Source organism: Streptomyces sp. 351MFTsu5.1, from assembly GCF_000383655.1.
In the GTDB taxonomy this organism is placed as follows: domain Bacteria; phylum Actinomycetota; class Actinomycetes; order Streptomycetales; family Streptomycetaceae; genus Streptomyces; species Streptomyces griseorubiginosus.
This window is the reverse complement of the sequence record NZ_KB911787.1, coordinates 36,507-62,659: the sequence shown is the minus strand read 5'-3', so window position 1 is coordinate 62,659 and position 26,153 is coordinate 36,507. Positions and strand designations below refer to the sequence as shown.

Annotated in this window: 25 protein-coding genes and 2 pseudogenes; 12 read left to right on the top strand and 15 right to left on the bottom strand. The window is 72.7% G+C overall.

Translation table 11 applies throughout. From position 1 onward, the window contains the following. Positions 1 to 38: 38 nt before the first annotated feature. From H295_RS0127080 to H295_RS0127060, 5 genes are all read right to left on the bottom strand, one after another. On the bottom strand, positions 39 to 2,054 hold the full coding sequence (locus H295_RS0127080; protein WP_020138494.1) for an NADPH-dependent 2,4-dienoyl-CoA reductase: 2,016 nt from the start codon (positions 2,052 to 2,054) through the stop codon (positions 39 to 41). Positions 2,055 to 2,174: 120 nt separating this feature from the next. Further along, on the bottom strand, positions 2,175 to 2,543 hold the full coding sequence (locus H295_RS0127075) for a hypothetical protein (protein ID WP_020138493.1): 369 nt from the start codon (positions 2,541 to 2,543) through the stop codon (positions 2,175 to 2,177). Positions 2,544 to 2,648: 105 nt separating this feature from the next. Then, positions 2,649 to 2,918 carry a DUF3040 domain-containing protein gene (locus H295_RS0127070; protein ID WP_020138492.1) on the bottom strand — a complete coding sequence of 90 codons (270 nt, stop codon included), beginning with the start codon at positions 2,916 to 2,918 and terminating at the stop codon, positions 2,649 to 2,651. A 28-nt stretch (positions 2,919 to 2,946) separates the two neighbouring features. After that, positions 2,947 to 4,188 (bottom strand): cation:proton antiporter, encoded by a 1,242-nt coding sequence (locus tag H295_RS0127065; RefSeq protein WP_020138491.1) that lies wholly within the window; start codon positions 4,186 to 4,188, stop codon positions 2,947 to 2,949. Positions 4,189 to 4,359: 171 nt separating this feature from the next. Next, on the bottom strand, positions 4,360 to 5,235 hold the full coding sequence (locus H295_RS0127060; RefSeq protein ID WP_020138490.1) for a hypothetical protein: 876 nt from the start codon (positions 5,233 to 5,235) through the stop codon (positions 4,360 to 4,362). A gap of 284 nt (positions 5,236 to 5,519) precedes the next feature. On the opposite strand from H295_RS0127060, the gene H295_RS0127055 reads away from it, so the two are divergent. After that, positions 5,520 to 7,601, top strand: coding sequence for a SpoIIE family protein phosphatase (locus H295_RS0127055; RefSeq protein WP_051135617.1), 2,082 nt, complete (start codon positions 5,520 to 5,522; stop codon positions 7,599 to 7,601). A gap of 31 nt (positions 7,602 to 7,632) precedes the next feature. On the opposite strand, the gene H295_RS43600 is transcribed toward H295_RS0127055, so the two are convergent. After that, positions 7,633 to 8,883 carry an MFS transporter gene (locus H295_RS43600; protein WP_020138488.1) on the bottom strand — a complete coding sequence of 417 codons (1,251 nt, stop codon included), beginning with the start codon at positions 8,881 to 8,883 and terminating at the stop codon, positions 7,633 to 7,635. Positions 8,884 to 9,015: 132 nt separating this feature from the next. Between H295_RS43600 and H295_RS0127045 the strand changes: the two genes are divergently transcribed. Next, a complete protein-coding gene (locus tag H295_RS0127045) occupies positions 9,016 to 9,942 on the top strand; it encodes a LysR family transcriptional regulator (protein ID WP_020138487.1) in 927 nt (308 codons plus the stop codon). 9 nt (positions 9,943 to 9,951) lie between these two features. Here H295_RS0127045 and H295_RS0127040 read toward each other — a convergent pair whose 3' ends face one another. Then, entirely contained in the window at positions 9,952 to 10,743 is a 792-nt protein-coding gene (locus H295_RS0127040; RefSeq protein ID WP_020138486.1) for a putative protein N(5)-glutamine methyltransferase, read from the bottom strand. A gap of 217 nt (positions 10,744 to 10,960) precedes the next feature. Between H295_RS0127040 and H295_RS0127035 the strand changes: the two genes are divergently transcribed. Next, positions 10,961 to 11,392: a MarR family winged helix-turn-helix transcriptional regulator gene (locus H295_RS0127035; protein ID WP_020138485.1), complete on the top strand. Its 432-nt coding sequence runs from the start codon at positions 10,961 to 10,963 to the stop codon at positions 11,390 to 11,392. 46 nt (positions 11,393 to 11,438) lie between these two features. Here the strand turns inward: H295_RS0127035 and H295_RS0127030 are convergent, their stop codons facing one another. After that, positions 11,439 to 12,251, bottom strand: a complete 813-nt coding sequence (locus tag H295_RS0127030) for a GNAT family N-acetyltransferase (RefSeq protein WP_020138484.1) — start codon at positions 12,249 to 12,251, stop codon at positions 11,439 to 11,441. Then, positions 12,248 to 13,165, bottom strand: a complete 918-nt coding sequence (locus tag H295_RS0127025) for an NADP-dependent oxidoreductase (RefSeq protein WP_020138483.1) — start codon at positions 13,163 to 13,165, stop codon at positions 12,248 to 12,250. The genes H295_RS0127030 and H295_RS0127025 overlap by 4 nt, the downstream gene beginning before the upstream one ends. A gap of 169 nt (positions 13,166 to 13,334) precedes the next feature. Here H295_RS0127025 and H295_RS0127020 point away from each other — a divergent pair, with 169 nt between their 5' ends. The 5 genes from H295_RS0127020 to H295_RS0127000 all read left to right on the top strand — a co-directional run bounded on the left by H295_RS0127020 (position 13,335) and on the right by H295_RS0127000 (position 17,878). Then, positions 13,335 to 13,940 (top strand): sulfite oxidase-like oxidoreductase, encoded by a 606-nt coding sequence (locus H295_RS0127020; protein WP_020138482.1) that lies wholly within the window; start codon positions 13,335 to 13,337, stop codon positions 13,938 to 13,940. Continuing rightward, complete coding sequence (locus H295_RS0127015) at positions 13,933 to 14,688, top strand: ferredoxin reductase (protein WP_020138481.1); 756 nt, start codon at positions 13,933 to 13,935, stop codon at positions 14,686 to 14,688. The genes H295_RS0127020 and H295_RS0127015 overlap by 8 nt, the downstream gene beginning before the upstream one ends. A 118-nt stretch (positions 14,689 to 14,806) precedes the next feature. Beyond that, positions 14,807 to 15,388 carry a hypothetical protein gene (locus H295_RS0127010; protein ID WP_020138480.1) on the top strand — a complete coding sequence of 194 codons (582 nt, stop codon included), beginning with the start codon at positions 14,807 to 14,809 and terminating at the stop codon, positions 15,386 to 15,388. Between the two features lie 254 nt (positions 15,389 to 15,642). Then, a complete protein-coding gene (locus tag H295_RS0127005) occupies positions 15,643 to 16,611 on the top strand; it encodes an acetylxylan esterase (protein ID WP_020138479.1) in 969 nt (322 codons plus the stop codon). Between the two features lie 100 nt (positions 16,612 to 16,711). Continuing rightward, positions 16,712 to 17,878: an EstA family serine hydrolase gene (locus tag H295_RS0127000; protein WP_020138478.1), complete on the top strand. Its 1,167-nt coding sequence runs from the start codon at positions 16,712 to 16,714 to the stop codon at positions 17,876 to 17,878. A gap of 22 nt (positions 17,879 to 17,900) precedes the next feature. Here H295_RS0127000 and H295_RS0126995 read toward each other — a convergent pair whose 3' ends face one another. The 3 genes from H295_RS0126995 to H295_RS0126985 form a co-directional block, all read right to left on the bottom strand. Continuing rightward, on the bottom strand, positions 17,901 to 18,674 hold the full coding sequence (locus H295_RS0126995) for an acyl-CoA thioesterase (RefSeq protein WP_020138477.1): 774 nt from the start codon (positions 18,672 to 18,674) through the stop codon (positions 17,901 to 17,903). Positions 18,675 to 18,748: 74 nt separating this feature from the next. After that, complete coding sequence (locus tag H295_RS0126990; protein WP_020138476.1) at positions 18,749 to 19,477, bottom strand: class I SAM-dependent methyltransferase; 729 nt, start codon at positions 19,475 to 19,477, stop codon at positions 18,749 to 18,751. Positions 19,478 to 19,495: 18 nt separating this feature from the next. Further along, positions 19,496 to 20,059 carry a PadR family transcriptional regulator gene (locus H295_RS0126985; RefSeq protein ID WP_020138475.1) on the bottom strand — a complete coding sequence of 188 codons (564 nt, stop codon included), beginning with the start codon at positions 20,057 to 20,059 and terminating at the stop codon, positions 19,496 to 19,498. Between the two features lie 74 nt (positions 20,060 to 20,133). On the opposite strand from H295_RS0126985, the gene H295_RS0126980 reads away from it, so the two are divergent. Then, complete coding sequence (locus tag H295_RS0126980; RefSeq protein ID WP_028809790.1) at positions 20,134 to 20,544, top strand: nuclear transport factor 2 family protein; 411 nt, start codon at positions 20,134 to 20,136, stop codon at positions 20,542 to 20,544. Between the two features lie 10 nt (positions 20,545 to 20,554). Here the strand turns inward: H295_RS0126980 and H295_RS0126975 are convergent, their stop codons facing one another. Genes H295_RS0126975 through H295_RS0126965 form a run of 3 tightly spaced genes read right to left on the bottom strand, consistent with a single transcriptional unit; the run spans position 20,555 to position 22,781 of the window. Beyond that, a complete protein-coding gene (locus H295_RS0126975; protein WP_020138473.1) occupies positions 20,555 to 21,784 on the bottom strand; it encodes an RNA polymerase sigma factor in 1,230 nt (409 codons plus the stop codon). Further along, positions 21,781 to 22,122, bottom strand: a complete 342-nt coding sequence (locus tag H295_RS0126970; protein ID WP_020138472.1) for a YciI family protein — start codon at positions 22,120 to 22,122, stop codon at positions 21,781 to 21,783. The genes H295_RS0126975 and H295_RS0126970 overlap by 4 nt, the downstream gene beginning before the upstream one ends. Then, complete coding sequence (locus tag H295_RS0126965) at positions 22,119 to 22,781, bottom strand: YciI family protein (RefSeq protein WP_020138471.1); 663 nt, start codon at positions 22,779 to 22,781, stop codon at positions 22,119 to 22,121. The genes H295_RS0126970 and H295_RS0126965 overlap by 4 nt, the downstream gene beginning before the upstream one ends. A gap of 154 nt (positions 22,782 to 22,935) precedes the next feature. Between H295_RS0126965 and H295_RS43595 the strand changes: the two are divergent. The 3 genes and pseudogenes from H295_RS43595 to H295_RS45695 all read left to right on the top strand — a co-directional run. Continuing rightward, positions 22,936 to 23,762: pseudogene (locus H295_RS43595) on the top strand (class I SAM-dependent methyltransferase). A 226-nt stretch (positions 23,763 to 23,988) separates the two neighbouring features. Beyond that, complete coding sequence (gene rho / locus H295_RS0126955) at positions 23,989 to 25,122, top strand: transcription termination factor Rho (RefSeq protein WP_020138470.1); 1,134 nt, start codon at positions 23,989 to 23,991, stop codon at positions 25,120 to 25,122. Positions 25,123 to 25,296: 174 nt separating this feature from the next. Beyond that, positions 25,297 to 26,136 (top strand): annotated as a pseudogene (locus H295_RS45695) (D-alanyl-D-alanine carboxypeptidase family protein); the annotation flags it as partial. Between the last annotated feature and the right edge of the window lie 17 nt (positions 26,137 to 26,153).

The following is a 26,153-nucleotide window of genomic DNA, read 5'->3' as shown; positions in this document are numbered from 1 at the left end:
AGTCATCCTAGGGACGAGCCGAGCGGGGCCGGGGCTCCCTACAGGGCCGCCGCGACCTCGGTGCCCTGCTTGATGGCCCGCTTGGCGTCCAGCTCGGCGGCCACGTCGGCCCCGCCGATCAGGTGCGCGCTGCGGCCCGCGGCGACGAGCTCCTCGTACAGGTCCCGGCGGGGTTCCTGGCCCGTGCACAGCACGATGGTGTCGACCTCCAGGACGGTGCTCTCCTCACCGACGGTGATGTGCAGGCCGGCGTCGTCGACGCGGTCGTAGCGCACGCCCGGGACCATGGTGACGCCCCGGTGCTTGAGCTCGGTGCGGTGGATCCAGCCGGTGGTCTTGCCGAGCCCGGCGCCGACCTTGCTGGTCTTGCGCTGGAGGAGGTGCACGGTCCGGGGCGGCGCGGGGCGCTCGGGGGCGCCGAGTCCGCCGGGTGCCGTGTAGTCCATGTCCACGCCCCACTGGCGGAAGTACGTCGCCGGGTCCTCGTGCGCCTTGTCGCCGCCGTCGGTGAGGAACTCGGCGACGTCGAAGCCGATGCCCCCGGCGCCGAGGATCGCGACCCGGTCGCCGACGGGGGCGTTGTCGCGCAGGACGTCGAGGTAGCCGACCACGCTGGGGTGGTCGAGGCCCGGGATGTCGGGGGTGCGCGGGGTGACGCCGGTGGCGACGACGACCTCGTCGTACTCCGTCAAGTCACCGGAGGACACCGGGGTGTCGAGCCGTACGTCCACGCCGTGGGCGTCGAGCTGGTGGCGGAAGTAGCGGATCGTCTCGTCGAACTCCTGCTTGCCGGGGACCCTGCGGGCCACGTTGAGCTGGCCGCCGATCTCGCTCGCGGCGTCGAAGAGGGTGACCTCGTGGCCGCGTTCGGCGGCGGAGACCGCGCAGGCGAGACCCGCGGGACCGGCGCCGACGACCGCGACCCGCTTGCGCAGCCGGGTCGGGGACAGCACCAGCTCGGTCTCGTGGCAGGCACGCGGGTTGACCAGGCAGGAGGTGATCTGGAGGCTGAAGGTGTGGTCGAGGCAGGCCTGGTTGCAGCCGATGCAGGTGTTGATGGCCTCGGGGCGCCCCTCGGCCGCCTTGTTCACGAAGTCGGGGTCGGCGAGCATCGGGCGGGCCATCGACACCATGTCCGCGTGGCCGTCGGCGAGCAACTGCTCCGCCAGCTCGGGGGTGTTGATGCGGTTGGTGGTCACCAGCGGCACCGACACCTCGCCCATCAGCCGCTTGGTCACCCAGGTGTAGGCGCCGCGCGGCACCGAGGTGGCGATGGTGGGGATGCGGGCCTCGTGCCAGCCGATACCGGTGTTGATGATCGTGGCCCCGGCCGTCTCGACGGCCTTGGCGAGCGTGATCACCTCGTCCAGGGTGGAGCCGCCCGGGACCAGGTCCAGCATGGACAGCCGGTAGACGATGATGAAGTCCTCGCCGACCGCCTCCCGCACCCGGCGCACGATCTCGACCGGGAAGCGCATGCGGTTCTCGTACGACCCGCCCCAGCGGTCGGTGCGGTGGTTGGTCTGGGCCGCGATGAACTCGTTGATGAGGTAGCCCTCGGAGCCCATGATCTCCACGCCGTCGTAGCCGGCCTGCCGGGCGAGGCGGGCGGCACGGGCGTAGTCGTCGATGGTCCGCTCGACCTCGGCGTCGGTGAGCTCGCGGGGCGGGAAGGGGCTGATCGGCGCCTGGAGGGGGCTCGGGGCGACGAGATCCTGGTGGTAGGCGTACCGCCCGAAGTGCAGGATCTGCATCGCGATCCGGCCGCCCTCGCGGTGCACGGCCTCGGTGACGGTGCGGTGCTGCTCGGCCTCCGCGTCGGTGGTGAGCTTGGCGCCGCCCTCGTAGGGCCGTCCTTCGTCGTTGGGCGCGATGCCGCCGGTGACGATCAGGCCCACCCCGCCCCGCGCGCGGGCCGCGTAGAACGCCGCCATGCGCTCGAAGCCGCGCTCGGCCTCCTCCAGGCCGACGTGCATCGAGCCCATCAGGACACGGTTGGGCAGCGTGGTGAAGCCCAGGTCGAGCGGGCTCAGCAGGTGCGGGTAACGGCTCATCGGGCCCCTCCGTCGCGGTCTCGTCCTCCCTGTTGTAGAGGACCGCGACGCGTTTATGCAACTAGTTGCATAACGGGGTGACGAGCACCACGTGGCGCCCTCGCCTGCCGGGCGACGTACTCAGCGACTCTCCAGCCGCACGTGCAGCTCCCGCTCCTGGTCTCCCGACATGGAGGCGAGGTCCCGCACCGTGAACATCGAGTCCAGCGTGGTCCGCAACTGCTCGATGGCCCAGTAGCCGCCCTGTGCGTCGGCCTCCACGGAGGACGACAGCCGGGCGGGCGGCGGGCAGGAACGTGTCTCGGTGACCTCGAACGTCCCCAGCCACACCATCGGCCGCGACTCGTGGAGTTGCTGCGGCACCTCGTCGGCACCCCGGTCGGACTCGAAGCACGCGGTCAGTGTGTCGAAGACGATCCGGGCGTCCTCCGCACTGCATCCGCTGATCTCCAGGGAGACGGACTCGTCGTGCGTTCGCTCACGATCCATCGTGGTCGCTCCTTCCGTGACGATGACCGGACCGCCGGGTTCCCCGCGAACCGTGCCACACCCTCAGAAAACCACCACCTTTCCGGGAGCACTACCGGCGGGGCCTCAGCGGGGCGGCCGGTCCCGGTGCGGATCGAACATCGGCACGGCGATACCGGCGAGCACCAGACCCGCGGCGACGAGAAAGCCCTCCGGCCATGCCATGCCCACCGTCAGAAGAGCCACGGCGACACCGAGGGTGCACCAGGCGCCGGTGCGCCGGTACTCACGGGGCCGGGCGGGACGGCCCGAGCCCAGCGCGCGGGCGAACCGTGGGTCGTCACACTCCAGCCGTGCCGCGAGGTCGACCAGGTGTTCGTCGTCGGGCCGGCCCATGACTCCTCCTTCGCGCGGCGGACGTCCGCTACCGTTCCGCGTCCGCCCCCACCGGGACGCAGACCGGCTGCGGGGTGGTGTCGTCGTCCCCGGGCGTCCGGGCGCGACGACGGGACCCCAGGGCCCGGGCCAGGAGATGGGCCCGCCCCGCGGCCACGGGACCGAGAACGGCCAGGACAAGGACATACCCGGCGATGAACGGCGCCAGACGTGCGTCGAGTCCCGCGCTCGCTGCCATCGCGCCGAGAATCAGGGCGAATTCGCCGCGGGCGACGAGGGTGGTGGCGATGTCGGCGGCGGGCTGCGCGCCGTAGCCGTACAGGCGGGCGACGAGCAGCCCGGCGACGATGTTCATCACGATGGTGACGGCGGCCGCGGCGGCGACGGGTCCGGCGACGGACGTGACGACACCGGGGTCGATGGACAGCCCGAAGGCGAAGAAGAAGATGGCCGCGAAGGCATCGCGCAGCGGGTGCACCAGGCTGCGGATGCGGGGCCCGGAGGGGGTGCCGGCCAGGATCAGGCCGACCATGAAGGCGCCGATGGCGTCGGCGACCCCGAGCACCTCGGAGACGCCCGCGACGAGGACCGCGGCGCCGAGGAAGCTGATGACCAGGAGTTCGTTGTCCCGGACGTGGATCAGCCGGCCGATCCAGCGCGTCCCGTAACGGGCGGCGACGGCCAGCACGATCAGGAAGCCGAAGGCCTTGCCGGCCTGGAGGAGCATCTCCACGGGCCCGCGCGCACCGCTGATCACCGGCTGGAGCGCGGCGAGGTACAGGGCGAGGAAGATGTCCTCCACCACGATCACGCCGAGGATCAGCCGGGTCTCGGGGCGGCCGATCCGCCCCAGGTCGATGAGGATCTTGGTGACGATCGCCGACGAGGAGATGCCGAGGACCCCGGCGAGCACCAGGGCCTCCCGGGTCCCCCAGCCGAGCGCGAAGCCGAAGCCGAGTCCGGCGCCGACGTTCGCCAGGAGGTAGATCCCGCCGGCGGCGAGCAGTCGTCTGCCGCCCTTGCGCAGGTCGTCGACGTGGAACTCCAGGCCCAGGTAGAACAGCAGCAGCACCAGGCCGAGCGCGGAGAGCATCTCGAAGTCGTGCGGATCATCGACCAGCACCAGGCCCGGGGTGTGCGGGCCGAGCAGGATGCCGGCGAGCATGAAGAGCGGGATGGTCGGCAGTCCGATGCGGCCGCCGAGCCGGGCGAGGAAGGCCGCGGCGAGGAAGGCGCCGCCCATGGCGAGGAGGGTGTCAGCGTGTCCCACGGGTCACCTCCCCCGGGGGCACGGCCGGGCGTGCGTGCTGTGTCGTTCGGGGATGGATGCGACAACTCCTTCGTCGGTGGGTGTGCGGTCCACCGTCGCATCCGCCTCCCTGGCCCCGCCATCGGTGCCGACCCCCATTTCCACGAGGGCCGGCACCCGGCGGTCAGGGGCTCAACTCCTGGTGAAGCGGTACGTCTTGCTGTCCGTCAGGACGCAGAAGCCGGGTGAGACGACGATCACGCGCAGGGTTCCGGTACGGCGGTCGTAGTCGATGCCCTCCGCCTCGAACGAGCCGGAGCAGGAGCTGCGCAGGGGCAGTTGGCGCAGTGCCGTGACATGTCCGGTGACGTTGGCCGAGCCGGTCGGGGCGGCGGACAGGTCGACCTGGAGGAGCGGCTTGGTGTAACCGAAGAGGGTGCCGGCCGGGTCGTCGGAGGAGCACAGCAGCCGGGTGGCGGTCACGAAGTCGCAGCCCTGTACGTCCCGTACGGCGTGGTCGAGGGTGACGGTGGCCGCCTGCGGGAGGTTCGCCGAGGGGGAGGTGCTCGCGTTGGCGCCGGGCGTGGGCAGGACCAGGAAGCGGGTCATGGTGCCCCACTCTCCGGTGAGCATCCACTGTCCGTCGGGCGAGATCGCGACCCAGGAGTTGTTGAGGGCCTCGCCGGGGCTGAGGGTGTGGACGTACTCGGACCAGGTGCCGTTCGGTGCCTGTACGCGGTACATCTTGGCGGTGCCGGAGTCGGCCTGGTAGGGCTCGACGTAGTAGCCGTCGTAGGAGGCGTCGGGGTCGCCCACGTGGTTCCAGCCGCGCGTGGAGACGCCGAGGGGGATGGTGCCGATGCCGGTGTACCGGTTGGCGGAATTGGCCGGGACCTCGACGGAGGTCAGGCCCTGGCTCTCGGTGAGCGGGTCGGCGCGGTCGGAGCCCACCTCGGTCCAGGTGTCCGCGGCGGAGGCCGGCGGTGCGGCGGCCAGGAGGGCCGTCGCGGTGAGGGTGACGAGGGCGGCGAGGACCGCGCGCGAGCGCTGTCTGACGCGCAGGGGCATGGAGGGACTCCTGGGGCTCCTGGGGCGGGGGGTGAGGTGGCTCGGCGCACAGTCTGGCGCCCCGCGGGAGTCATGTACAGACCAAGTGGGGGAACACGAGGGCGCCGGAAGGAGGCGGGCGGCCTTCGTCACCCCGGCGCACTTCAGCGGACGCACGCCCCTGTGTTGAGGGATGGTGGAAGAACACCACCGCGTGGCCACGGAGACGGCTGCACGCGGTAGAACAAGGGGAGTCGGCACCGGGGTACGGCGTGCCGCGAGAACGGTCGAAGGCGGTTCGTGCAATGGGTGCAGCCGGAATACCCGCGTCCGAGGGCGGGGAGCCCCCGCGCGGTGCGGTACGGCCGAGCGGGCTGCTCGACGAGTTGGGCATGGCCTCGGTGGTCACGGACACCGAGGGACGCATCGTGCTGTGGAGCCCGCAGGCCGAGAAGCTGTTCGGCTACACAGCGCAGGAGGCCCTCGGGCAGTACGCGGCCCATCTGATGATCCACGAACAGCACGTCGAACTGGTCGTCAAGCTGTTCGCCGACGTCATGGAGACCGGCCAGAGCTGGGCCGGGGCCTTCCCGGTACGGCACAAGGACGGCGGCACCAAGCTCGTGGAGTTCCGCAACATGCGGCTGCTCGACGACCGGGGGGACGTCTACGCGCTGGGGCTGTGCGCCGACCAGGAGACGGTGCGCCGTCTCGACCGGGACGTGGCCCTGTCCACCCGAATGGTCTCCCAGTCCCCGATCGGACTGGCCGTGCTGGACACCGAGCTGCGGTACGTCTCCGTGAACCCGGCCCTGGAGCAGATGAACGGGGTCCCGGCCGCGGACCACGTCGGGCGCAAGATCGGCGAGGTCCTCCCCCATCTCGACGTGACCGCCTTCGAGACCGCCGCCTTCGAGGTGATGCGGACCGGCAAACCCCTGGTCGACCAGCACACGGTCGGCCGGACGCCCGCGGACCCCGACAGCGAGCACGCCTGGTCGGTGTCCCTGTACCGGCTGGAGGACGCCAACGGAACCGTCCTCGGTGTGGCGGGGTCGGTTTTGGACGTCACCGAACACCACCGCGCGACCGTGGCGGCCGAGGCGGCCCGGCGCAGGCTCGCGCTCGTCGCCGACGCCTCCGCCCGCATCGGCACCACGCTGGACCTGGACCGCACCGCCCGTGAGCTGGCCGGCGTGGCCGTGCCGGAGCTCGCGGACGTGGCGGCCGTGGACCTCCTGGAGGCGGTGGTGCAGGGCCGGCCGAGCACCCTGCGCCCGGCCGAGCCCGCCGTGATGCGCCCGCTGGCCGTCGAGGCGGCCGGTGTCCCCGAGGCGCTGCGCGCGGCGGACCCGCCCGGGCTGGTGGCCCACTACGCCCCCGAGCGCCTGGTGACCGAGTGCGTGCGCACCGGGAGGGCCGTCCTGGTGCCGCGCGTCGGTCCGGACGACCTCGCCCGCATCAGCCGGTCCCCGGAGGCGGCCGCACTGCTGGGCAGGGCGGGTGTGCACTCCTACCTGGCCGTACCGCTCATCGCGCGCGGCGAGGTGCTCGGCGCGCTCGACCTCAAGCGGGTCGGCAACCCGGAGCCCTTCGGCGAGGACGACCTGCTGCTGGCCCGGGAGCTCGCGGCCCGCGCGGCCGTGCAGATCGACAACGCGCGCTGGTACCAGGACGCCCGCAACACCGCCCTCACCCTCCAGCGCAGCCTGCTCCCCAGCCACCCCTCGGTGACCGGCGGCCTGGAGGTCGCCTCCCGTTACCAGCCCGCGGGCGCCACGGCCGAGGTCGGCGGCGACTGGTTCGACGTGATCCCGCTGGACGGCGGGAAGACCGCGCTGGTCGTGGGCGACGTGATGGGCAGCGGCATCAACGCGGCCGCGACCATGGGCCGGCTGCGCACCGCCACCAACACCCTGGCCTCACTGGACCTCGATCCGGCCAAGCTGCTCGAACACCTCGACCGGATCACCCAGGACCTGGACCACTCCATCGCCACCTGCGTGTACGCCGTGCACGATCCGCGGCTCGGCCAGTGCCGGATCGCCAACGCGGGGCATCTGCCTCCGGTACGACTGCGCGCGGGCCGCCCGCCCGAGCTGCTGGAGCTGCCCACGGGGGCGCCGCTGGGCGTGGGCGGTGTCGCCTTCTCCACGACCACCGTCGACCTCCGGCCCGGCGATCGGCTCGTCCTCTACACGGACGGTCTGGTCGAGACCCGTCAGCACCCTCTCGACGAACGCCTGGACGCGCTCCTGGATCTCCTCGACTGCGCCGACTGCCCTCTGGAGGACGTCTGCGACCTCCTGCTGCGCACATTGCACCAGCCGGACAACTCCGACGACGTGGCCCTGCTGATCGCCCGGGTCCAGACCCCGGAGCACTGAGGGGGCCTCAGTCCACTCCCGGCGGTCCGTGTCACGGGGACGGGGCCGACGACGGCAGGGCGGCGTCCCGGAGTGTCTCCTGCGGGGGCGTCTGCCGGCGGGGCAGCAGGAACGGCGTGGCCAGGAGCAGGAGGCCGGCGAGGGCGATGGCCTCGCGGGTTCCGGTGAGGCCGGCCAGCAGGCCCCACAGGGCGGTCAGGGCCGCCGTGAGGAGCTTGCCGGTCACCGACCAGGCCGAGAGGGTGCGGACCACCCGGTCCGTCGGTGTCATCTCCAGGCGGTGGGTGGCGAACACCGGGTTGAAGACGGCACAGGAGGTGATCACGCCCAGCTCGACGACCATGACGAGGAGCAGACCCGTCGTACCCGGACCGACGAAGGCCAGGCCCAGCGGCCAGCAGGCACGCAGGACCCCCGAGGTGAGCAGGACCCGGTGCCGCCCGAACCGGGTCACCAGGGGGCGGGCGATCCGGGAGCCGAGCAGACCGCCGAGGCAGGGCACCGAGAAGGCGAGGGCGTACTGCCAGGGCGCGAAGCCCAGCGGGCCGAGCATGAGGACCGTGAGCAGCGGCACCGGCACCATGATCAGGGCGTTGACCAGGACCGTGTTGAAGAACAGCGGGCGCAGCGCGGGGCTGGCCAGGATGTACCGCCAGCCCTCCAGGAGCGAACCCTTCGGAGCGCCGGTCGGGGCGGGTGGCGTCTCGCCGCCGCCGATCGCGCGCAGGCCAAGAGCCGACAGCAGATAGCTGACCGCGTCGGCCAGGACGGTCGTCACCGGACCGAACAGTCCGACGGCGGCACCGCCGAGGGGCGGGCCGACCACGATGGAGGTCCAGTTGGTGGCCTCGAAGCGCCCGTTGGCGACCAGCAGGTCCTCCGGGTCGAGCAGCGACTTGAGGAAGGCCCCGGACGCGGCGGTGAAGGTGATGTCGGCCGCCGCGACCACCACGGAGACCACCAGGAGCTGGACGTAGCCGAGCACGCCGAGCGCGAAGGCGACGGGGAGGCTCAGCAGGGCGGCGAACCGGGTGAGGTCCATCGCGACCATCACCGGTCTCTTGCGGCGGAACTCCACCCAGGGTCCGAGCGGCACCGCCACCGCTGCCCCCACGGCGAGGCCCGCGGCCGCCAGCAGGGACACCGCGGCCGGGCCGGCGTGCAGCACCAGGACGGCGATCATCGGGAAGGCACCGAAGGACAGCGAGGTACCGAACGCGCTGACCGCGTAGGCCGCCCACAGCCACCCGAACCGCCGCCCCAGCGACCGCCTCCCGCCCACGCCCCACCCCTTCGTCGACAACCCCGCGTTGAACCGGCGCCATCCAACCGAGTACGGTCCCGCAGATCAAACAACCGGTCCGGCGAATCGGCACAACCCCGGGTTGTACCGAGGGCGGCCTAGGCTACCCGCATGGATCTCGACGCCGTACGCACGTTCGTCGCCGTGGCGGACGCGGGCCGCTTCCAGGATGCCGCGGACCGGCTGGCGGTCACCCAGCAGGCCGTGTCCAAGCGGGTCGCCGCGCTGGAGAAGGATCTCGGGGCCCGGTTGTTCACCCGCACCCCGCGCGGCGCCCGGCTCACCATCGACGGACAGGCGTTCCTGCCGCACGCCCGCGACCTGCTCCGGGCCGCGGAGCGGGCGGCCGCCTCGGTTCGGCCCGGCAGCCGCGCCCTGCGGGTGGACGTGATCGGCCGCCGGCTCGCCCCCGCCGAGCTGCTGCGCGCCTTCCACCGCGCCCATCCCGGCGTCGAGCTCGACGTGGTCACGCTCTTCGACGCCGACGCGGCCCTGGACGCGCTCCGGTCCGGCACGATCGACGCGTCCTTCCGTGCCGTCCCCCATGCCCGGGGACTGTCGGCCGACGGCATCGAGTCGGTGCGGGTCTACGACGAACCGGTCCAGCTGCTCACCGGCCCCGACCACGCGCTCGCGACGGCCCGCTCGGTGACACCCGACCGGCTGGCCGGGCACCGGATCTGGATGCCCGGCCTGGTCACCGGGACCGAGTGGGGCACCTACTACGACGACCTGGCGGCCGCTTTCGGCCTGACCATCGAGGTCACCGGGCCCGACTTCGGCACCGACCCCCTCCTCGACACCATCGCCGACTCACCGGCATTGGCCACGCTGGTCGGCGAGCTGACCAGGCTGGTCTGGCCGTCCGACCAGGACCTGCGGCGCATCCCGGTGCACGGGCCCACACCGGTCTACCCCCACTCCCTGATCTGGCGCGCCGACAACGCCCACCCGGTCCTCGACGCCCTCCGCTCCCACCTCCACCGCACCCGGCCCGACCTCCCGGACACCGGGACCTGGACCCCGGACTGGGCGTGATCTGCGCCGCTACGCCCGGGTGCCGATCACGACCTGGGCGTGGAGCTCCTCGGAGACCGCCAGGCGGGTCGCCAGGCCGCTGCGGGTGAAGGCGTCGACGGCTGCGGGAGCCTGGCGGGCGCTGGTCTCGACGAGGAGGCAGCCGGCCGGGGACAACCAGTTCAGGGACTCGGCGGCCACCCGGCGCAGGAGGTCCAGGCCGTCCGTGCCGCCGTCCAGGGCGACCAGCGGTTCGTGGTCGCGGGCCTCGGAGGGGAGGAGGGCGACCTCCTCGGTGGGGACGTAGGGGACGTTGGCCGCCAGGATGTCGACGCGACCGCGCAGGTCGGCGGGGAGGGCCTCGAAGAGGTCGCCCGTGTGGACGTGGCCGCCGGCCCCGGCGGTGTTGCGGCGGGCGCACTCCACGGCGGCCGGGTCGATGTCGGCGCAGTGCAGTTCGACCGGGCCGAGCGCGGCGGCGAGGGCCGCGCCGACGGCACCCGAGCCGCAGCACAGGTCCAGGACCACCGAGGCGGCCGGTGCCTGGGCGAGGGCCTGCTCGACGAGGAACTCGGTGCGTCTGCGGGGCACGAATACGCCGGGGGCCACGGAGATCCGCAGTCCGCGGAACTCCGCCCAGCCGACGACGAGTTCGAGGGGGTGGCCGGCGACGCGGCGGTCCACCATGGCGGCCAGTTCGTCAGGGGTACGGGCGGCGGCGAGGATCAACCGGGCCTCGTCCTCGGCGAAGACGCAGCCGGCCGTGCGGAGAGCGGCGACGACCGAGTCGCCGGACGGGAAGCGGGGAGACAGGGAAGGCATGGAAGCCGGGGGCCTTTCGAGAGCCGAAGGGCGCTCCAGCGGTCACCTACCGGCGGTGATCCGCGCCGATGCGAGAGGCGAGCACCCGATCTGACACAGCGTTGATGGGTCTCACCCCCTCGGTACCTCACGGCCGGGACCTCCCGCGGCCGGACGGCCACCCTACCCCAGGGCATGATGAGTTGTACTGTGCAACCAGTGCGACGAGGGAGGTCCTATGCGAGCGGCGGACAGGGCCGTGGAGACGATCCAGCACGAGATGACGGTGTTCGCGCGGCGGGCCCGGGCCTCGGCGGGCCGGTTGCACCCCGAGCTGTCCCTGGTGTCGTACACCCTTCTCGGACATCTGGAGGAGCGGGACGGCTGCCGGGCCACCGACCTGGCCGCCCACTACGCCCTGGACAAGTCCACCGTGAGCCGGCAGGTCGCCGCGCTGGAGCGGGCCGGGCTCATCGAGCGGCGCCCGGACCCGGCCGACCACCGGGTCCAGGTGCTGCATCTGACCGACGCGGGCCGGAGCATCCTCGGCCAGGTCACCGTGAGCCGCCGGGCCGCGGTGGGTGAGCGGCTGGCGGAGTGGTCCGAGGAGGACCTGGAGCGGTTCGCCGGGTATCTCGTGCGGTACAACTCCTGGTCCCGTGCCGGCTGAGGAGTCCTGCTGACGGCCTCTGCCGGTCCGGTCCGCCCCAAGGGCGCTACGACACCGCCTCCGGCGACCGTTCGGGCACGCGTGCCGCCAGGAAGGCGGTCCTGCGGCGGAGCCGGAAGCCGAGGGACTCGTAGAGCCGGATGGCGTGGGTGTTGCGGGCTCCGGTGTGCAGGAAGGGTGTCTCGCCGCGCTCCCGGATGCCGTGCGCGACGGCGTGGATCAGTCGGGTCGCGAGGCCCTGGCCGCGGGCGGCGGGGTCGGTGCAGACCGCGCTGATCTCGGTCCAGCCCGGTGGGTGCAGCCGCTCCCCCGCCATCGCGATCAGGGCGCCTTCCCTGCGGATGCCCAGGTAGGTGCCCATCTCGACGGTGCGGGGCAGGAAGGGGCCCGGCTGGGTGCGGGCGATCAGGTCGAGGATCTCGGGCACGTCGGCGGGGCCGAGGCGGACCGCCTCCGGGTCGGGTGCGGCGGCGACGCCGTCGTCCACCAGCTGGACGCCCTCGACGTGGAAGGTGATCTCCCAGCCCTCCGGCACCGCGCCTACGTACGCCGTCAGCATCACCTCCGCGCCGGGACCTGCCTGGGCCGCGAGGTCGGCCCAGTCGCCGGCGTCGGGCTCGTCGGGCAGGGCGAGCCACGGCGACACGTCGACGGGGTAGCGCAGGACCCGGCCGCGCTTCTCGGCGAAGTGGGCGTGCGGACCGGTGAGGGAGGCGAGGGCGGGGTTGTCGAGGACGTGCAGGGCGCCGGTGGCGGCGAGGCCGTGGAGCGCGCCGCCGCTGTCGGCCCGTGAGGCATCGCTGCCGTCGACGTGCCGGACGTCGCCGCTGGTGAGCACGTTCGGGGTGTCGTCGGTCATCCGGCGACCTCGATCACCGTCTTGCCGCGGGCGTGGCCCTCCTCGACCGTGCGCAGCGCGTCGCCCGCCCGGTCGAGGGGGAACGTTCCGGTGATGTGCGGGTCCAGGTCACCGGCGACCACGAGCCGCGCGACCTCCTCCAGTACGGCCGCGTCGCGGGCCCGGATCACGCGGGCGCCGCCCAGCCGTCGTACGTCCTCCTCCGGTGCCCCGGCGGTGATCAGCTTCGTCCGGTCGGCGAGCAACTCGGCGGCCTCGACGAGCACTTCACCGCCCACGAGGTCGTAGACGCCGTCCGGTGCGGCCGCCCGGGCCCGCTCGGCCCAGCCGGGCCCGGAGGCGACATGGACCGCGCCGAGCGACTCGACGAACTCCTTCTTGGTGTCGCTCGAGACACCGACGACCTTCAGGCCGAGGGCCCGCGCGATCTGCACCGCGGCCGCGCCCACTCCCCCGCCCGCACCCGTGACCAGCAGCGTGGCCCCCTCGGGCAGGTCGAGCTGGCGGACGCCGTCGTAGGCGGTCGCGGCGGCGACGGGCAGCGTGGCAGCGTCCGCGTGGGAGAGCTCGGCCGGCTTGTGCGCGGCGATGCCGACCGGCAGCAGGGCGTACTCGGCGTAGCCGCCGGTGAGCGTGCTGCCGAAGACCTCGTCCCCGACCGCGAATCCCTCGACACCCTCGCCGGTCTCCGCCACCACACCGGAGACCTCGCTGCCGAACACGGCGGGAAAGACGCGCTCGCCGCTGTCGCCGGGGCGCCGGTAACCGGAGCGGATCTTCCAGTCGACCGGGTTCACACCCGCCGCCCGCACCGCGACGAGGAGCTCACCGGGTCCGGGGCTCGGCCGGTCCACGTCCACGAACGCCTCGGTCTCCGGACCGCCGTACCGCGTGAAGACGTACGCCTTGGGCATCTGCTTCCTCACTCTCCTCGTGCCGTCACCGGGGCAGCGACCCGGCACTCCAGCGCCAAGGAGCGGCGCGCGGCGGCTATTCCCGCAGCCGCGCGCTGTTCACACGGCCGCAATGATCGGGGCACTGACCTGGGGCGGAGCACCAGGGGCGAGAGCGTACGGTGGGTGCATGAACGTCACCCGAGGCTTCACCGGACGCCCCCGCGTCCACAACCCCGGACTGCCACCGGGCCAGTACGACGCGGGCGACGACTGGCCCGTGCTCTCCGCCGAGGTCACCCCCGACCTGTCGCCGGCCGACTGGACGTTCCGGGTCGACGGGCTGGTCGAACAGCCCCGCACCTGGGACTGGGACGAGGCGCACGAGCTGCCGTCGTCGGCCTACGAGGGTGACATCCACTGCGTGACGAGCTGGTCGAAGTTCGGTGTGCGGTTCGCGGGGGTCTCACTGGACGCGTTCCTGGCCGAGGCGCGGCCCCATGCGTCGGCCACCCATGCCGTCGCGTACGCGCACACCGGGTACACCACGAACCTGCCGCTCGCGGACCTGACCGGCGGGCGGGCCTGGATCGTGTGGGAGTACGACGGCGAGCCGCTGCCCGCCGAACACGGCGGCCCGGCGCGGCTGCTGGTGCCGCACCTGTACTTCTGGAAGAGCGCCAAGTGGGTCGCGGGCCTGACCCTGCTCGACCACGACGAACCCGGTTTCTGGGAGCAGAACGGCTATCACGCGCGGGGCAACCCGTGGGAGGAGCAGAGGTACGCCGGTGACTGAGACCTTCGTGCCCGCGACGCGGTTCGCCGTGCCCGGACGGATCGCCGTCAGCAACCGGTCGGCCGCGCTGTGGCAGACCGCCACACTCACCGAGATCCGCCGGGAGACGCCGTACGCGTCCACGTTCCGCTTCGCGGTGCCCGACTGGCAGGGGCATCTGCCCGGCCAGCACCTGATGCTGCGGCTCACCGCCGAGGACGGCTACACCGCCCAGCGGCACTACTCGATCGCGTCCCCGCCGGAGGACACGGGGCACGTCGAGCTGACCCTGGACCGCGTCGAGGGCGGCGAGGTGTCCGGCTGGTTCCACACGCAGGCCGCGCCCGGTGACGAGGTCGAGGTGCGGGGGCCGCTGAGCGGTTTCTTCGCCTGGCCCGGTGATCGGCCCGCGCTGCTGATCGGGGCCGGGTCCGGGGTCGTCCCGCTGATGTCGATGGTGCGGCACCACCGGGCGCGCGGACTGTCCGTGCCGTTGCGGCTGCTGGTGTCGGCGCGGGGGCCGCAGGAACTCATCTACGCCCGGGAGTTCGGCGCCGAGACCACGACCGTGTTCACGCGGAGCGCGCCGGAAGGGGTGCCGGTAGGACGTATGACGGCCGCCCATGTGGCGGCACTCCTGGCCGAACAGCCTGATGATGGGTGGGAGGCCTATGTGTGTGGATCCAACGCGTTCGCCGAGCACGCCTCGCGGCTTCTGTTGGCGGCGGGGCAGCCGGTGGACCGTATCCGGATCGAGCGGTTCGGCTGACAGGAGACGCGTGTGTGCACTCCGTGTGCAGGCGCACTCCCCCACAAGTGAACGACGCCGGTTGAGGGGTACTACATCTTTGTGACCACTCACAGGCGTGCGTGGTGCGGAGGTCGACATGCGAACCCGGGTGCGCGGCTGGCGCTGGCGGCGCAATCCGCTCAGGCGTCGGTCGGACGTCGTCGAGGCGTGGACGGTCCTGGCCGTCGCGGTGTTGTTGCTGCTGGCGGCCCCGCTGGCGGGTGCGGTTGTGGGCTGGTGGGCCCATGGCGACGCACGGGCGGTGGCCGAGGAGCAGCGCGCGGAGCGTCATCGGGTGCGCGCGGAGGTGACCGGCGAGGTGCCGGCCTCGCCGCCCACGGTCCAGGGCGGACGCGAGCGCCCGTACCGGGTGGCCGTGCGCTGGACGGAGGCCGGGGCGACGAAGACGGCCACCGCGCGGGTTCCGGCCGGTACCGACCGGGGCGACAGGGTCGACGTGTGGTTCGACTCCCGCGGCCGGAGTGTGGCCCCGCCGCCCGACGAGACCGCGATCTGGCAGCACACCCTGACGATGGGGGCCTGCGGAGCGGGCGGCGCGGTCGCGGTGATCCTGCTCGGTCACTCCCTCGTCCGGGCCGCCGCCCACCGCCACCGGCTCAGCGAGTGGGAACGCGACTGGGCTCTCACCGAGCCCCAGTGGACCCGCCGCCGGGCCTGAACCCGCACCGGACCAGCGTCTCCGCACGCCGGCGGTGACCCGATCACTTCCGACGGCCCGACGACCGCCCGCGCTCTCCCGTGCACCCTCCACGGCCAGCGCTCCGGTGTCCTGACCAGCGGATCACGGGCTGTCAACGGGGCGGGGCCATAGTCGGCCGATCGTCGGGCGATCATGCAAAGGCCTGGCGATTCGTCCGACCACGCACGTACGGTGTGATCATCCCGCACGTCCCTTCGCAAAGGCGGTCCTGCATGGCACTGTTCGACCTCCCCCTCGACGAACTGCGCGAGTACCGCAGCGAGTCCGCCGAGCCCGAGGATTTCGACGCGTTCTGGTCCAAGACTCTTCAGGAAGCCCGCGAGTACGACCTGGACGCCCGTTTCGAGTTCGTCGACACCGGCCTGTCCACGGTCAAGGTGTACGACGTGACCTTCGCCGGATTCGGCGGCCAGCCGGTCAAGGGCTGGTTCACGATCCCCGCCGAGGTCTCCGCGCCGGTGCCGGTGGTCGTGGAGTTCATCGGATACGGCGGCGGACGCGGACTGCCGCACGAGCATCTGCTGTGGGCGTCCTCGGGCCGGGCGCACTTCGTGATGGACACCCGGGGGCAGGGCAGCGCCTGGGGCGGCGGTGGCGGCACCGCGGACCCGCAGGGCGGCGCCCCGGCGTATCCCGGTTTCATGACCCGGGGCATCGACGCTCCCGAGACCTACTACTACCGGCGGGTGTTCACCGACGCGGTGCGCGCGGTGGAGGCGGCCCGCTCGCACCCGCTGACCGACTCCGCGCGCACGGTCGTGCTCGGCGGCAGCCAGGGCGGGGGCATCTCGATCGCGCTTGGCGGTCTGCTGCCGGACCTTGCGGCGGTCGCGCCGGACGTGCCGTTCCTGTGCGACTTCCCGCGCGCGACGACGATCACGGACCGGCATCCGTACCGGGAGATCGGTCTCTACCTCAAGACGCACCGCGGCCGCTTCCAGGACGTCCTGGGCACCCTCGCCTACTTCGACGGCGTGCACTTCGCGAGCCGCGGCCGCGCGCCCGCGCTCTTCTCGGCGGCCCTGGAGGACCAGACCTGCCCGCCCTCCACCGTCTTCGCGGCCTTCAACGCCTGGGGCCATGAGGACAAGCAGATCGAGGTCTACGACTTCAACGACCACGAGGGCGGCGGCCCCTACCAGGAGGCGGCGAAGCTGCGCTGGCTGCGCGCCCGCGCGTGAGTCGCGCCTGACACCTTCCCCCCGGTCCGACCAGTCGGTATGTTCGGCGGATCCGGGTCGCGGCGTGGCGGCCCGGACGTCCGGCGACGACGGAGGACCCATGTCCGAGCACCAGTCAGTTGTCCACGGCCACTGCGACGCCCGCTTCACGGCGGTACGGACGGCGTTCGAGGAGAACTTCCGGGACCGTGCCGAGCTGGGCGCCGCGGTGAGCGTCTCGGTCGGCGGCGAGACGGTGGTGGACCTCTGGGGCGGCTGGGCCGACGCGGCCCGCACCCGCCCCTGGGAGCGGGACACGCTGGTCAACGTGTGGTCGACGACGAAGGGCCCCACCGCCCTGTGCGCCCACCTCCTCGCCGACCGGGGTCTGCTCGACCTCGACGCCCCGGTGGCCGTGTACTGGCCCGAGTTCGCGGCGGCGGGCAAGGAGAAGGTGCTCGTACGGCACCTGCTCTCGCACCGGGCCGGGCTGTCCGGCCTGCGTGAGCCCCACTCCCTGGCCGAGCTCTGCGACTGGGAGCTGACGACACAGCGGCTGGCGGCGACGGAGCCCTGGTGGGAGCCCGGCACGGTGTCCGGCTATCACGCCTTCACGTACGGCTTCCTGGTCGGGGAGGTCGTCCGACGGGTCTCGGGGCTGCTGCCCGGTGCCTTCCTGGAGCGGGACGTGACCGGGCCGCTCGGCATCGACTTCACGATCGGCCTGCCGGAGAAGGAGGCCGGGCGGGCCGCCGAGCTGGTGCATCCGCCGGTGGTGTCGACCAGCGAACAGGCAGCGGTCTTCGCCCAGTTGGCGCCGGCCGCCATCGCCGCGCTGACCAACCCGGTGGCGGGAGCGGCGGAGGCGAACACGCCGGAGTGGCGGGCCGCCGAGATCCCCGCCGCCAACGGCCACGGCACGGCCCGGGCCGTCGCCGCGCTCTACGGGATCTTCGCGGGCCGGGGCTCCTGGGGCGGTCACCGCGTCCTGTCCCGGGAGGCGGCCGAGCGGGTGCGCGAGGGGCAGGGCAGCTGCCGTGACCTGGTGCTCGGCGCCGGTCTGGGGAACGACACGGAACTCGGGCTCGGGCTGTGGCTCAGCGGGGCCGAGGGCTCGTACGGGCCCAATCCGCGGGCCTTCGGACACGACGGCTTCGGCGGCTCGTGCGGCCTCGCCGACCCGGAGTCCGGGGTGTCCCTGGGGTATGTGATGAACCGGATGGGCCCCCACATCGCCAACGATCCGCGCAAGAAGGCCCTGGTCGACGCGTTGTACAGCGCACTGTGACCGCGGATCCCGGTCGGCGGCGCTACGGACGCGCGCCGCGCACCACGCGGGACTGACGGCCCAGGGCGAGGAGGCGGCCGTCCGCGGCCCAGACGGCACTGTCGTCGACGGCCCATCCGGCGCCCGCGTGGTCGGTGCGGATCCGGACCAGGGCCCAGCCCCCGAGGAGGCCCTCACCCTCGTCGAGGGCGTCGGTGAAGTGGACGGTGAGCTCCGCGCTCGGCACCGGGCGCGGGGCGTCCCAGACGGCGTACAGCGCGGGCGGCAGCACATCGGTGAGGGTGACGACCGCCGGTGCGTCCAGCGGCCGGCCGTCCAGGAAGCGCACCCAGGCGAGCAGCTCGGCCCGGTCGCCGCCGGCCAGGGGCAGGCTGTGTCCGGCCTGCCGTATCTCCAACTGCCGGGCGAAGGGCGCCAGATGGCCGGGCAGCCGCAATGTCCGGCAGTCGTCCGCGCCCGGCACGTGCGGGGCCGGCTGTCCGTCGTACGCCACTCCGGGCCGCCCGTCGCCGAACAGGGCCGAGCCGACGACGACCGGCTGACCGTCCTGGTGGCCGGTGAAGACACAGGCGGCGGTGCGCCGCCCGGAGGCGGGCGCGGCCCCCGAGACGTGCAGCGGGCCGGCGTCCGCCGGGGCCAGGAAGTGCGTGGTCAGTGTGCGGACCGGCCGGGTTCCCCCGGCGAACCGCGAGCGGACGGCCGCCAGGGCGACGGCGGCGACATGGCCGCCGTGCGCCCCTTCCCAGGACCGCCACTGGGGGTCGATCCGGCTCTCGTGCTCGGTGGAGGTGGTCACGCGCCTCACCATAGCGTGGTGAGTTGGAAAATCAAACGAATAAGTTGGAAATCCAGACCGACTGGCCTGACCGACTAGGCGGGCCGACGTGCCACGACCATCCGGACCCGGGGACTGCCGTCCGGCCGCTCGCCGAACTCGCGCAGCGCGTGCAGCTCCACCTCGAGCCCGGCCCACTCCAGTTCCCGCCGCACGTCCCCGAGCCGGAAGTCGCGGTAGTACATGACGAACGGGGGCCGCCACAGGGCGTTGCGCACCCGCATCACGGCATCGAAGCCGAGCAGCGTCCAGTACGCCGGGGAGGAGGGGCGCGGCGGGGCGACGACCGGGAAGGCGAAGCAGCCGCCCTGCCGCAGCACCCGCCGGGCCTGGGCGAACAGGCCCGGCAGCTCCCGCGGCAGGAAGTGCCCGAAGGCCCCGAAGCTCACGACCAGGTCGAAGGAGCCGTCGGCGAACGGCAGGGCGCGCGCGTCGCCCCGCACCCAGGACACGCGCGGCCCCCGTGTAGCGGTCCGCTCCCGGGCCACGTCGAGCATCCCGGCACTGAAGTCGACGCCGGTGACACTCTCCTGGCAGACCCGGGCCAGCACCCCGACCCCGGCTCCGGTGCCGCAGCACAGGTCGAGCCCGGCGTCGAAGGGGCCCAGCCGGCGGAGTGCCGACGCCACCGCGTCCAGGACGGAGTCGGGCGTACGGAAGGGGGTGTGGTCGAACTTGGGGGCGAGCAGGTCGTAGCCGCGCTCGACGGACGACAGCGCCTGGACGGCGAGTTCGCGGAGGCTGGGGCCTTCTGGGCTGAACATCGCGACAGCTTAGGCGAGTCAGGTGTGCGCGGCGCGCGCCTCGAGGATCACGAGCGCGCGTTCACACCAGCGCACGGTCTCGCTCTCCAGGGCGATGCCGCCCAGCAGGGTGAGATAGGGGCCGATACGCTCGGCGTCCCGCAGGTACTCGGCCTCGGTGCGGCCGTCCAGGAACCGTTCACGTACGCGCTCGTAGCGGGCGAGCTTTCCGCGCGCCCAGGACAGACGTTCCTCGAACAGGGCCCGGGTGGCCTCGGGGTCGGTGCCGTCCATGGCCTGGATCTTGATCAGGAACTCGTCGCGGAGGGCGGCCGGCCTGCGGGGCGGTTCGCCGGCGAAGGTGCCCAGCTCCCGGCGGCCGGTCTCGGTGAGCGTGAACAGCCGCTTGTTGGGCCTGCGTTCCTGCTGGACCACCCGCGCCTCGATCAGCCCGTCCTGGGCGAGACGCTCCAGCTCCCGGTAGAGCTGCTGCGGGGTCGCCGGCCAGAAGTTCGCCAGGGAGACGTCGAAGACCTTCGACAGTTCGTAGCCCGAGGCCTCACCCTCCAGCAGGGCCGCCAGGACGGCGTACTTGAGCGACATGTGGACACGCTAACAGCAGAGTGACTAATCTACTCCGCACCTACTCAATTAATTGACTATGGATGGAGCCACCGATGCGAGCGTTCCGAGAAGCGGTGGAGGCGGGCGACCTCGCCGCCGTCGAGGCGTTGCTGGCCGAGAACGTGGTCTTCACGAGCCCGGTGGTGTTCAAGCCGTACGAGGGCAAGGCCATCACGGCGGCGATCCTGAACGCGGTGGTCAAGGTCTTCCAGGACTTCCGCTACGTGAGCGAGCTGAGCAGCGCGAACGGCCGCGACCATGCCCTGGTGTTCTCGACGCGGGTGGGCGAACGGGCCCTGGACGGCTGCGACTTCATCCATCTCGACGAGAACGGCCTGATCGACCGGTTCATGGTGATGGTCCGCCCGCTGTCGGCCGCGCAGGCCCTCGCGGCCGAGATGGGCGCACGGTTCGAGGAGATCGCGAAGGAGGCGGAGGCGCGGACCCGGGCCACCGCCTCCTGAACCCCCGCCTCTACGCCGACCGGCACTCCGCGAGACGCCTTTCGAGGAAGCCGCGCTCGGCGTCGTTCTCCACCAGTTCCAGCGCCCGCTCGTACGCCCGGGCCGCCTCCCTCGTACGGCCGCCGCGGCGCAGCAGGTCGGCGCGGGTGGCCGGGAGCAGGTGATAGCCGCTCAGTTCGCCCTCCCGCTCCAGCTCGGCGACCAACTCCAGTCCCGCGTCGGTTCCTTGGGCCATGCCGACGGCCACCGCGCGGTTGAGGCGGACCACGGGCGAGGGCACGAAGCGCTGCAACTCGCCGTAGAGGGCGGCGATGTCGGCCCAGTCGGTGTCCTGCGCGGTGGGTGCCGTGGTGTGACAGGCGGCGATGGCCGCCTGGATCTGGTACGGCCCGGGGCGGCCCCGGCGCAACGCGGTCTCCAGGAGCCCGGCGCCTTCCTCGACCTCGGCATGGTCCCACGCGGTGCGGTCCTGGTCCTCCAGGGTGACGAGGTCGCCGTCGGCGTCCACGCGGGTGTCCCGGCGGGCGTCGTGCAGCAGGAGCAGCGCGAGCAGGCCGAGGGCCTCGGGCTCGTCGGGCATCAGACGGGCCAGGACCCGGGCCAGCCGGATCGCCTCCGCGCACAGGCTCCGCCGTACGAGATCGGCGCCCGACGTGGCCGCGTACCCCTCGTTGAAGAGCAGGTAGATCACCCCGAGCACGCCCGTGGTGCGCTCCGGCAGGAGATGGGCCGGCGGCACGCGGTACGGGATGCCCGCGTTGCGGATCTTCTTCTTGGCGCGCACCAGGCGCTGCGCCATCGTCGCCTCCGGGACGAGAAAGGCGCGGGCGATCTCCGGGGTGGTCAGCCCGGCGAGGGTGCGCAAGGTCAGGGCGACCCGGGCCTCGATGTGCAGCGCGGGGTGGCAGCAGGTGAAGATCAGGCGCAGCCGGTCGTCCTGGACCCCGCTGTCGTCGTACGGCTCCTCGGGGGCCGTGAGCATCGCCGCCTCCTGCAGTTTCCGCGCTCCGACGGCCTCCCGGCGCAGCACGTCCATGGCCCGGTGGCGGGCGGTCGTGGTCAGCCAGGCGCCGGGGCGGCGCGGGACTCCGTCGCGCCGCCACCGGTCGAGGGCCTGGGCGAAGGCGTCCTGCGCGCACTCCTCGGCGAGGTCCCAGTCGCCGGTCACCCGGATCAGGGTGGCGACGACCTGGCCCCACTCCTCACGGAAGGCGGCGGCGACGGCTTCCTCCGGGGTCACTCCCACACGGGCCGCACTTCCACCGAGCCGCCCCTGAGCGCCGCCGGGTGCCGGGACGCGAGGGAGATCGCCTCGTCGAGATCGGCGACCTCGATGATGTCGATGCCGGCGATGTACTCCTTGGACTCGATGAACGGGCCGTCGGTGAGCAGGACCTCGTCGCCCCGGACGCGCACGGTCGTGGCGTCGGAGGCGGGACGCAGCCGGGCACCGCCCTTGACCAGGTCCCGGGTGCGGACCTCGTGGATGTACGAGGTGAAGCGGGGGTCCTCGGCGATCTCGGCGGGGCTGAGCTCCTCACCGTCGACCGGGGTGCAGATCAGCAGGACGTACTTCATGACGTGGCCTCCGTGACGTGCTCGTGGACGATCAGCCAGCGCGGGCCGGCGTTGCGGTAGCCGGTGGTGACGCGCCGCAGCCTGCCGTCGGTGCGGACGAGGGCGTGACCGAAGGCGATGCTCTCGTCGACGTGGAGCCCGAACTCCAGGACCTCGCGGGTGACCGGTCCGGTCTCCGACCATGCCTTGCGGAGTGCCTCGACGCCCAGATCCGCGCGACCGTCCGCCACGACCTGCGCGTCCCGTGCGTAGCAGGCGAGCGCCCGCTCGACGTCCCCGGCGCGGGCCGCGTCCGTCAGTTCGGCGTCCAGCCGCCGGATCTCGCCCTCGGCGTCCTCGTCCTCCCAGAACGGGCGGATCTCCATGGCTCCGACGGTGGCCACGGGGTGCCTGGCGGCGGCCTCGACCGCCTCCTCCAGGCTGCCGCACTCCAGGATGTCGAAGCCGGCGACGTACTCCTTGGTCTCCGCGAACGGGCCGTCCGTGCGCAGCACCTCACCGCCGCGCACCCGCACGGTGACCGCGTCGGCGGGCCGGGCGAGCCGGTGCCCGTGCAGCCGTACGCCACGGTCGCCGAGCTCGTCGACCCAGGGTTCGACGGGGGCCATGTCCGAGGCGTCGTTGGTGTCGTCGCCGCAGACGAGCAGCATGTACTTCATGGTTCCTCCCGGTCCTCATGAGCTTCCTACACCCCACCGACGAACGGGACCGAGGCGCATCGACACCGGCCGCGGAAAAAATCGAAGCGCATGAGGTCCGGACGTGTTCCCGCACGTCGGCGCGTCGCCGCCCGGTTCGCGGTTGGATGGGGCCATGACCTCCGACGAGCACGCGCGGCTGATGCGGGTCAACCAGGCCAACTGGGACGCCCGCACCCCCGTCCACCTCGCCAGCCGGTTCTACGGCCTCGACCAGGACCTCGATCCCGAGCGCTGGTTCGCCGCCTTCGAGTGGGAGGACCTCGGCGACCTCACCGGCCGTGACGTGCTCCATCTCCAGTGCCACCTCGGCACCGAGACGGTGGCCCTGGCCCGCCGCGGCGCCCGGGCGGTGGGCCTGGACTTCTCGGAGGCGTCGGTGCGGGCCGCACGGGACATCGCCACGAAGGCGGGCGTCGAGGTCGACTACGTGCGGGGCAATGTGTACGACGCCGTCGAAGCGCTGGAGGGACGGCGGTTCGACGCCGTGTACACCGGCAAGGGCGCGCTCTGCTACCTGCCCGACCTGGAGCGGTGGGCCGCGGTGGTCAGCGAACTCCTGCGCCCCGGGGGCCTGTTGTACCTCGTCGAGTTCCATCCGCTGCTCAACTCCCTCGGCCCGAAGCCCGCCGAGGGGGAAGGACCGGAGCTGCTGCTGCGCCACGACGACCTGGGCGGCGACGGCCCCGTCCGCCGGGACGCGACCCACACCTACACCGACGGCCCCGCCGTCGAGGGCGCCACGGAGAGCTTCGAGTGGATGCACGGAATAGGGAGGTCGTGAACGCGTTGAGCGGGGCAGGACTGCATGTCCGCCGACTCCGCGAGAGCGACGAGCTGCCCTGGCCCCGCTGGGAGCGGATGACCCGCACCGCGTCCGGCTGGTGGCGACTGCCCGCACCGCGCATCCCGCTGCTCTACGGACTCCTCGCCACACGCTGAACGGTCGTGGTACGGTCCTGCTAGCACTTGTGTACGCCCCGTCAGGGCGCCGGTGCCAGTTCTCCTTCCTCCGCCGGTCGCTGTACCGGCTTCTCCTCACCACCTCGTAGTTCCCGAGGTGCTGTCTTCCGCCACCCGAAGGCGCCATGTCCGCCTTCCCGTCGTGCGCGGCTCTCCCCTCCCTTCCGCATGTCCCATGCCCTGCGTCCTCGAAAGGACCACCCTGATGACCACCACACTCGAAAACCCCCCGATCCAGCAGACCCCGGTCCGGACCGTCACCGGCGTGCTCGACATCGACACGAACGGCAAGGGCCACCTCCGCTCCGCCGGTCTGCTCCCGACACCCTCCGACCTCCAGGTCGCCCCCGCCCTGATCCGCAGGTACGGCCTGCGCAAGGGCGATCTCGTCGAGGGCACCCGCGGCGAGCAGCGCGCCCTCACCGAGATCGCCCGGGTCGACGGCCGCGTCCCCGACCGGAACCGTCGCCACTTCCACGACCTGACCCCGCTGCACCCGCGCGAGCGGATCCGGCTCGAGCACCCGGCGTCCGGGCTCACCGGACGGGTCGCCGATCTGATCGCCCCCGTCGGCAAGGGGCAGCGCGGGCTGATCGTGGCCCCGCCCAAGACCGGAAAGACCGTGCTGCTCCAGCAGATCGCGGCCGCGGTCGCCGGCAACCACCCCGAGTGCCGCCTGATGGTGGTGCTCCTCGACGAACGCCCCGAGGAGGTCACCGACATGCGGCGCTCCGTGCGCGGCGAGGTGTACGCCTCCACGTTCGACCGCACGCCCAAGCAGCACATCGCGCTCGCCGAGCTGGTGATCGAGCGTGCCAAGCGGCTCGTCGAGGCCGGTGAGGACGTCGTGATCCTGCTCGACTCCCTGACCCGGCTGTGCCGGGCCCACAACAACGCCGCCTCCGGCAACGGCCGCACGCTCAGCGGGGGCGTCGACGCGACCGCGCTGATCGGGCCGAAGAAGTTCTTCGGTGCCGCCCGGCTCGCCGAGGAGGGCGGTTCGCTGACCATCCTCGCCACCGCCCTGGTGGAGACCGGTTCGCGCGCCGACGACTTCTACTTCGAGGAGCTCAAGAGCACCGGCAACATGGAGCTGCGCCTGGACCGCGAACTCGCCTCCCGGCGGGTCTTCCCGGCCGTCGCCGTCAACCCCTCAGGCACCCGCCGCGAGGAACTCCTGCTGCCGTCGGCCGAGTTGACCACCGTCCACGGTCTGCGCCGGGCGCTCCAGACCCGCGACGGCCAGGCCAGCCTCGAGACGCTCCTGGAGCGGATGCGCGAGACCCCGGACAACGCGACGTTCCTGCGCCGCATCCAGCCGACGCTGCCGACGGGCTGACGGGCCGTCGAGTGAGGTGACCGGTGACCGACGGGCCGTCGAGCGACGGGAACCGGTCACTGACGGGCCATCGCCCCTCCATGTCCCAGCGGCCCCTCGTCCGTCCGGGTGCTCGCGCGCGCCGCACGGCCCGGGCAGCACGGTGTACGGCGGGTCCGTTCCTAGCTTTGCAGTATGACAATCGGATTTCCCTCCCGGTTTGCCGTCCCGGCCTGCGCTCTGTGCATGACAGGACTGCTGGCGCTCGCCCCCGCCACGGCGGCGGCCGCGCACACGGGCTCCGGACCCGGCGCACCCAGCAGACCCCGCACCCCGGCCGTGTCACCCGCCCTGCTGTACCAGTCCGACACGCAGGCCCGCCCGCACCCCGGCGCACCCCGCGTCCCTGACGTGTCCGCGCTGTCGTGGGTGGTGGCCGACGCCCGCAGCGGGGAGGTGCTCGCGGCCCACGACGCCCACCGCAGGCTGCCGCCGGCCAGCACACTCAAGACCCTGTTCGCCCTGACCGTGCTGCCTGTGCTGCCCGGCGGGCTCCGGCACACCGTCCGGCCGGAGGACCTGGCCGGCATCGGGCCCGGCAGCAGCCTGGTCGGGGTCGCCGAGGGCCAGACCTACCAGGTCGCCGACCTGTGGCGCGGGGTCTTCCTCAACTCCGGCAACGACGCCGTGCACGTCCTGGCCCGGCTGAGCGGCGGCTGGCGCGCGGCGGCCACCCGGATGCAGGCCAAGGCCAGGGCGCTCGGCGCCCGTGACACCCACGTCCGCTCCCCCGACGGCTACGACACCCCGGGCCAGGTCTCCTCCGCGTACGACCTCGCGGTCTTCGGCCGGGCGGGGCTGCGCAACGCGGACTTCGCCCGGTACTGCGGCACGGCCACGGCCAGTTTCCCCGGCCGGGGCGGATGGTCGTACGGGATCCAGAACACCAACCGGCTGCTGACCGGCGCCAACGGCGTGGCGCGCTACGACGGGCTGATCGGCATCAAGAACGGCTACACGAGCCACGCGGGCAACACGCTCGTCGCCGCCGC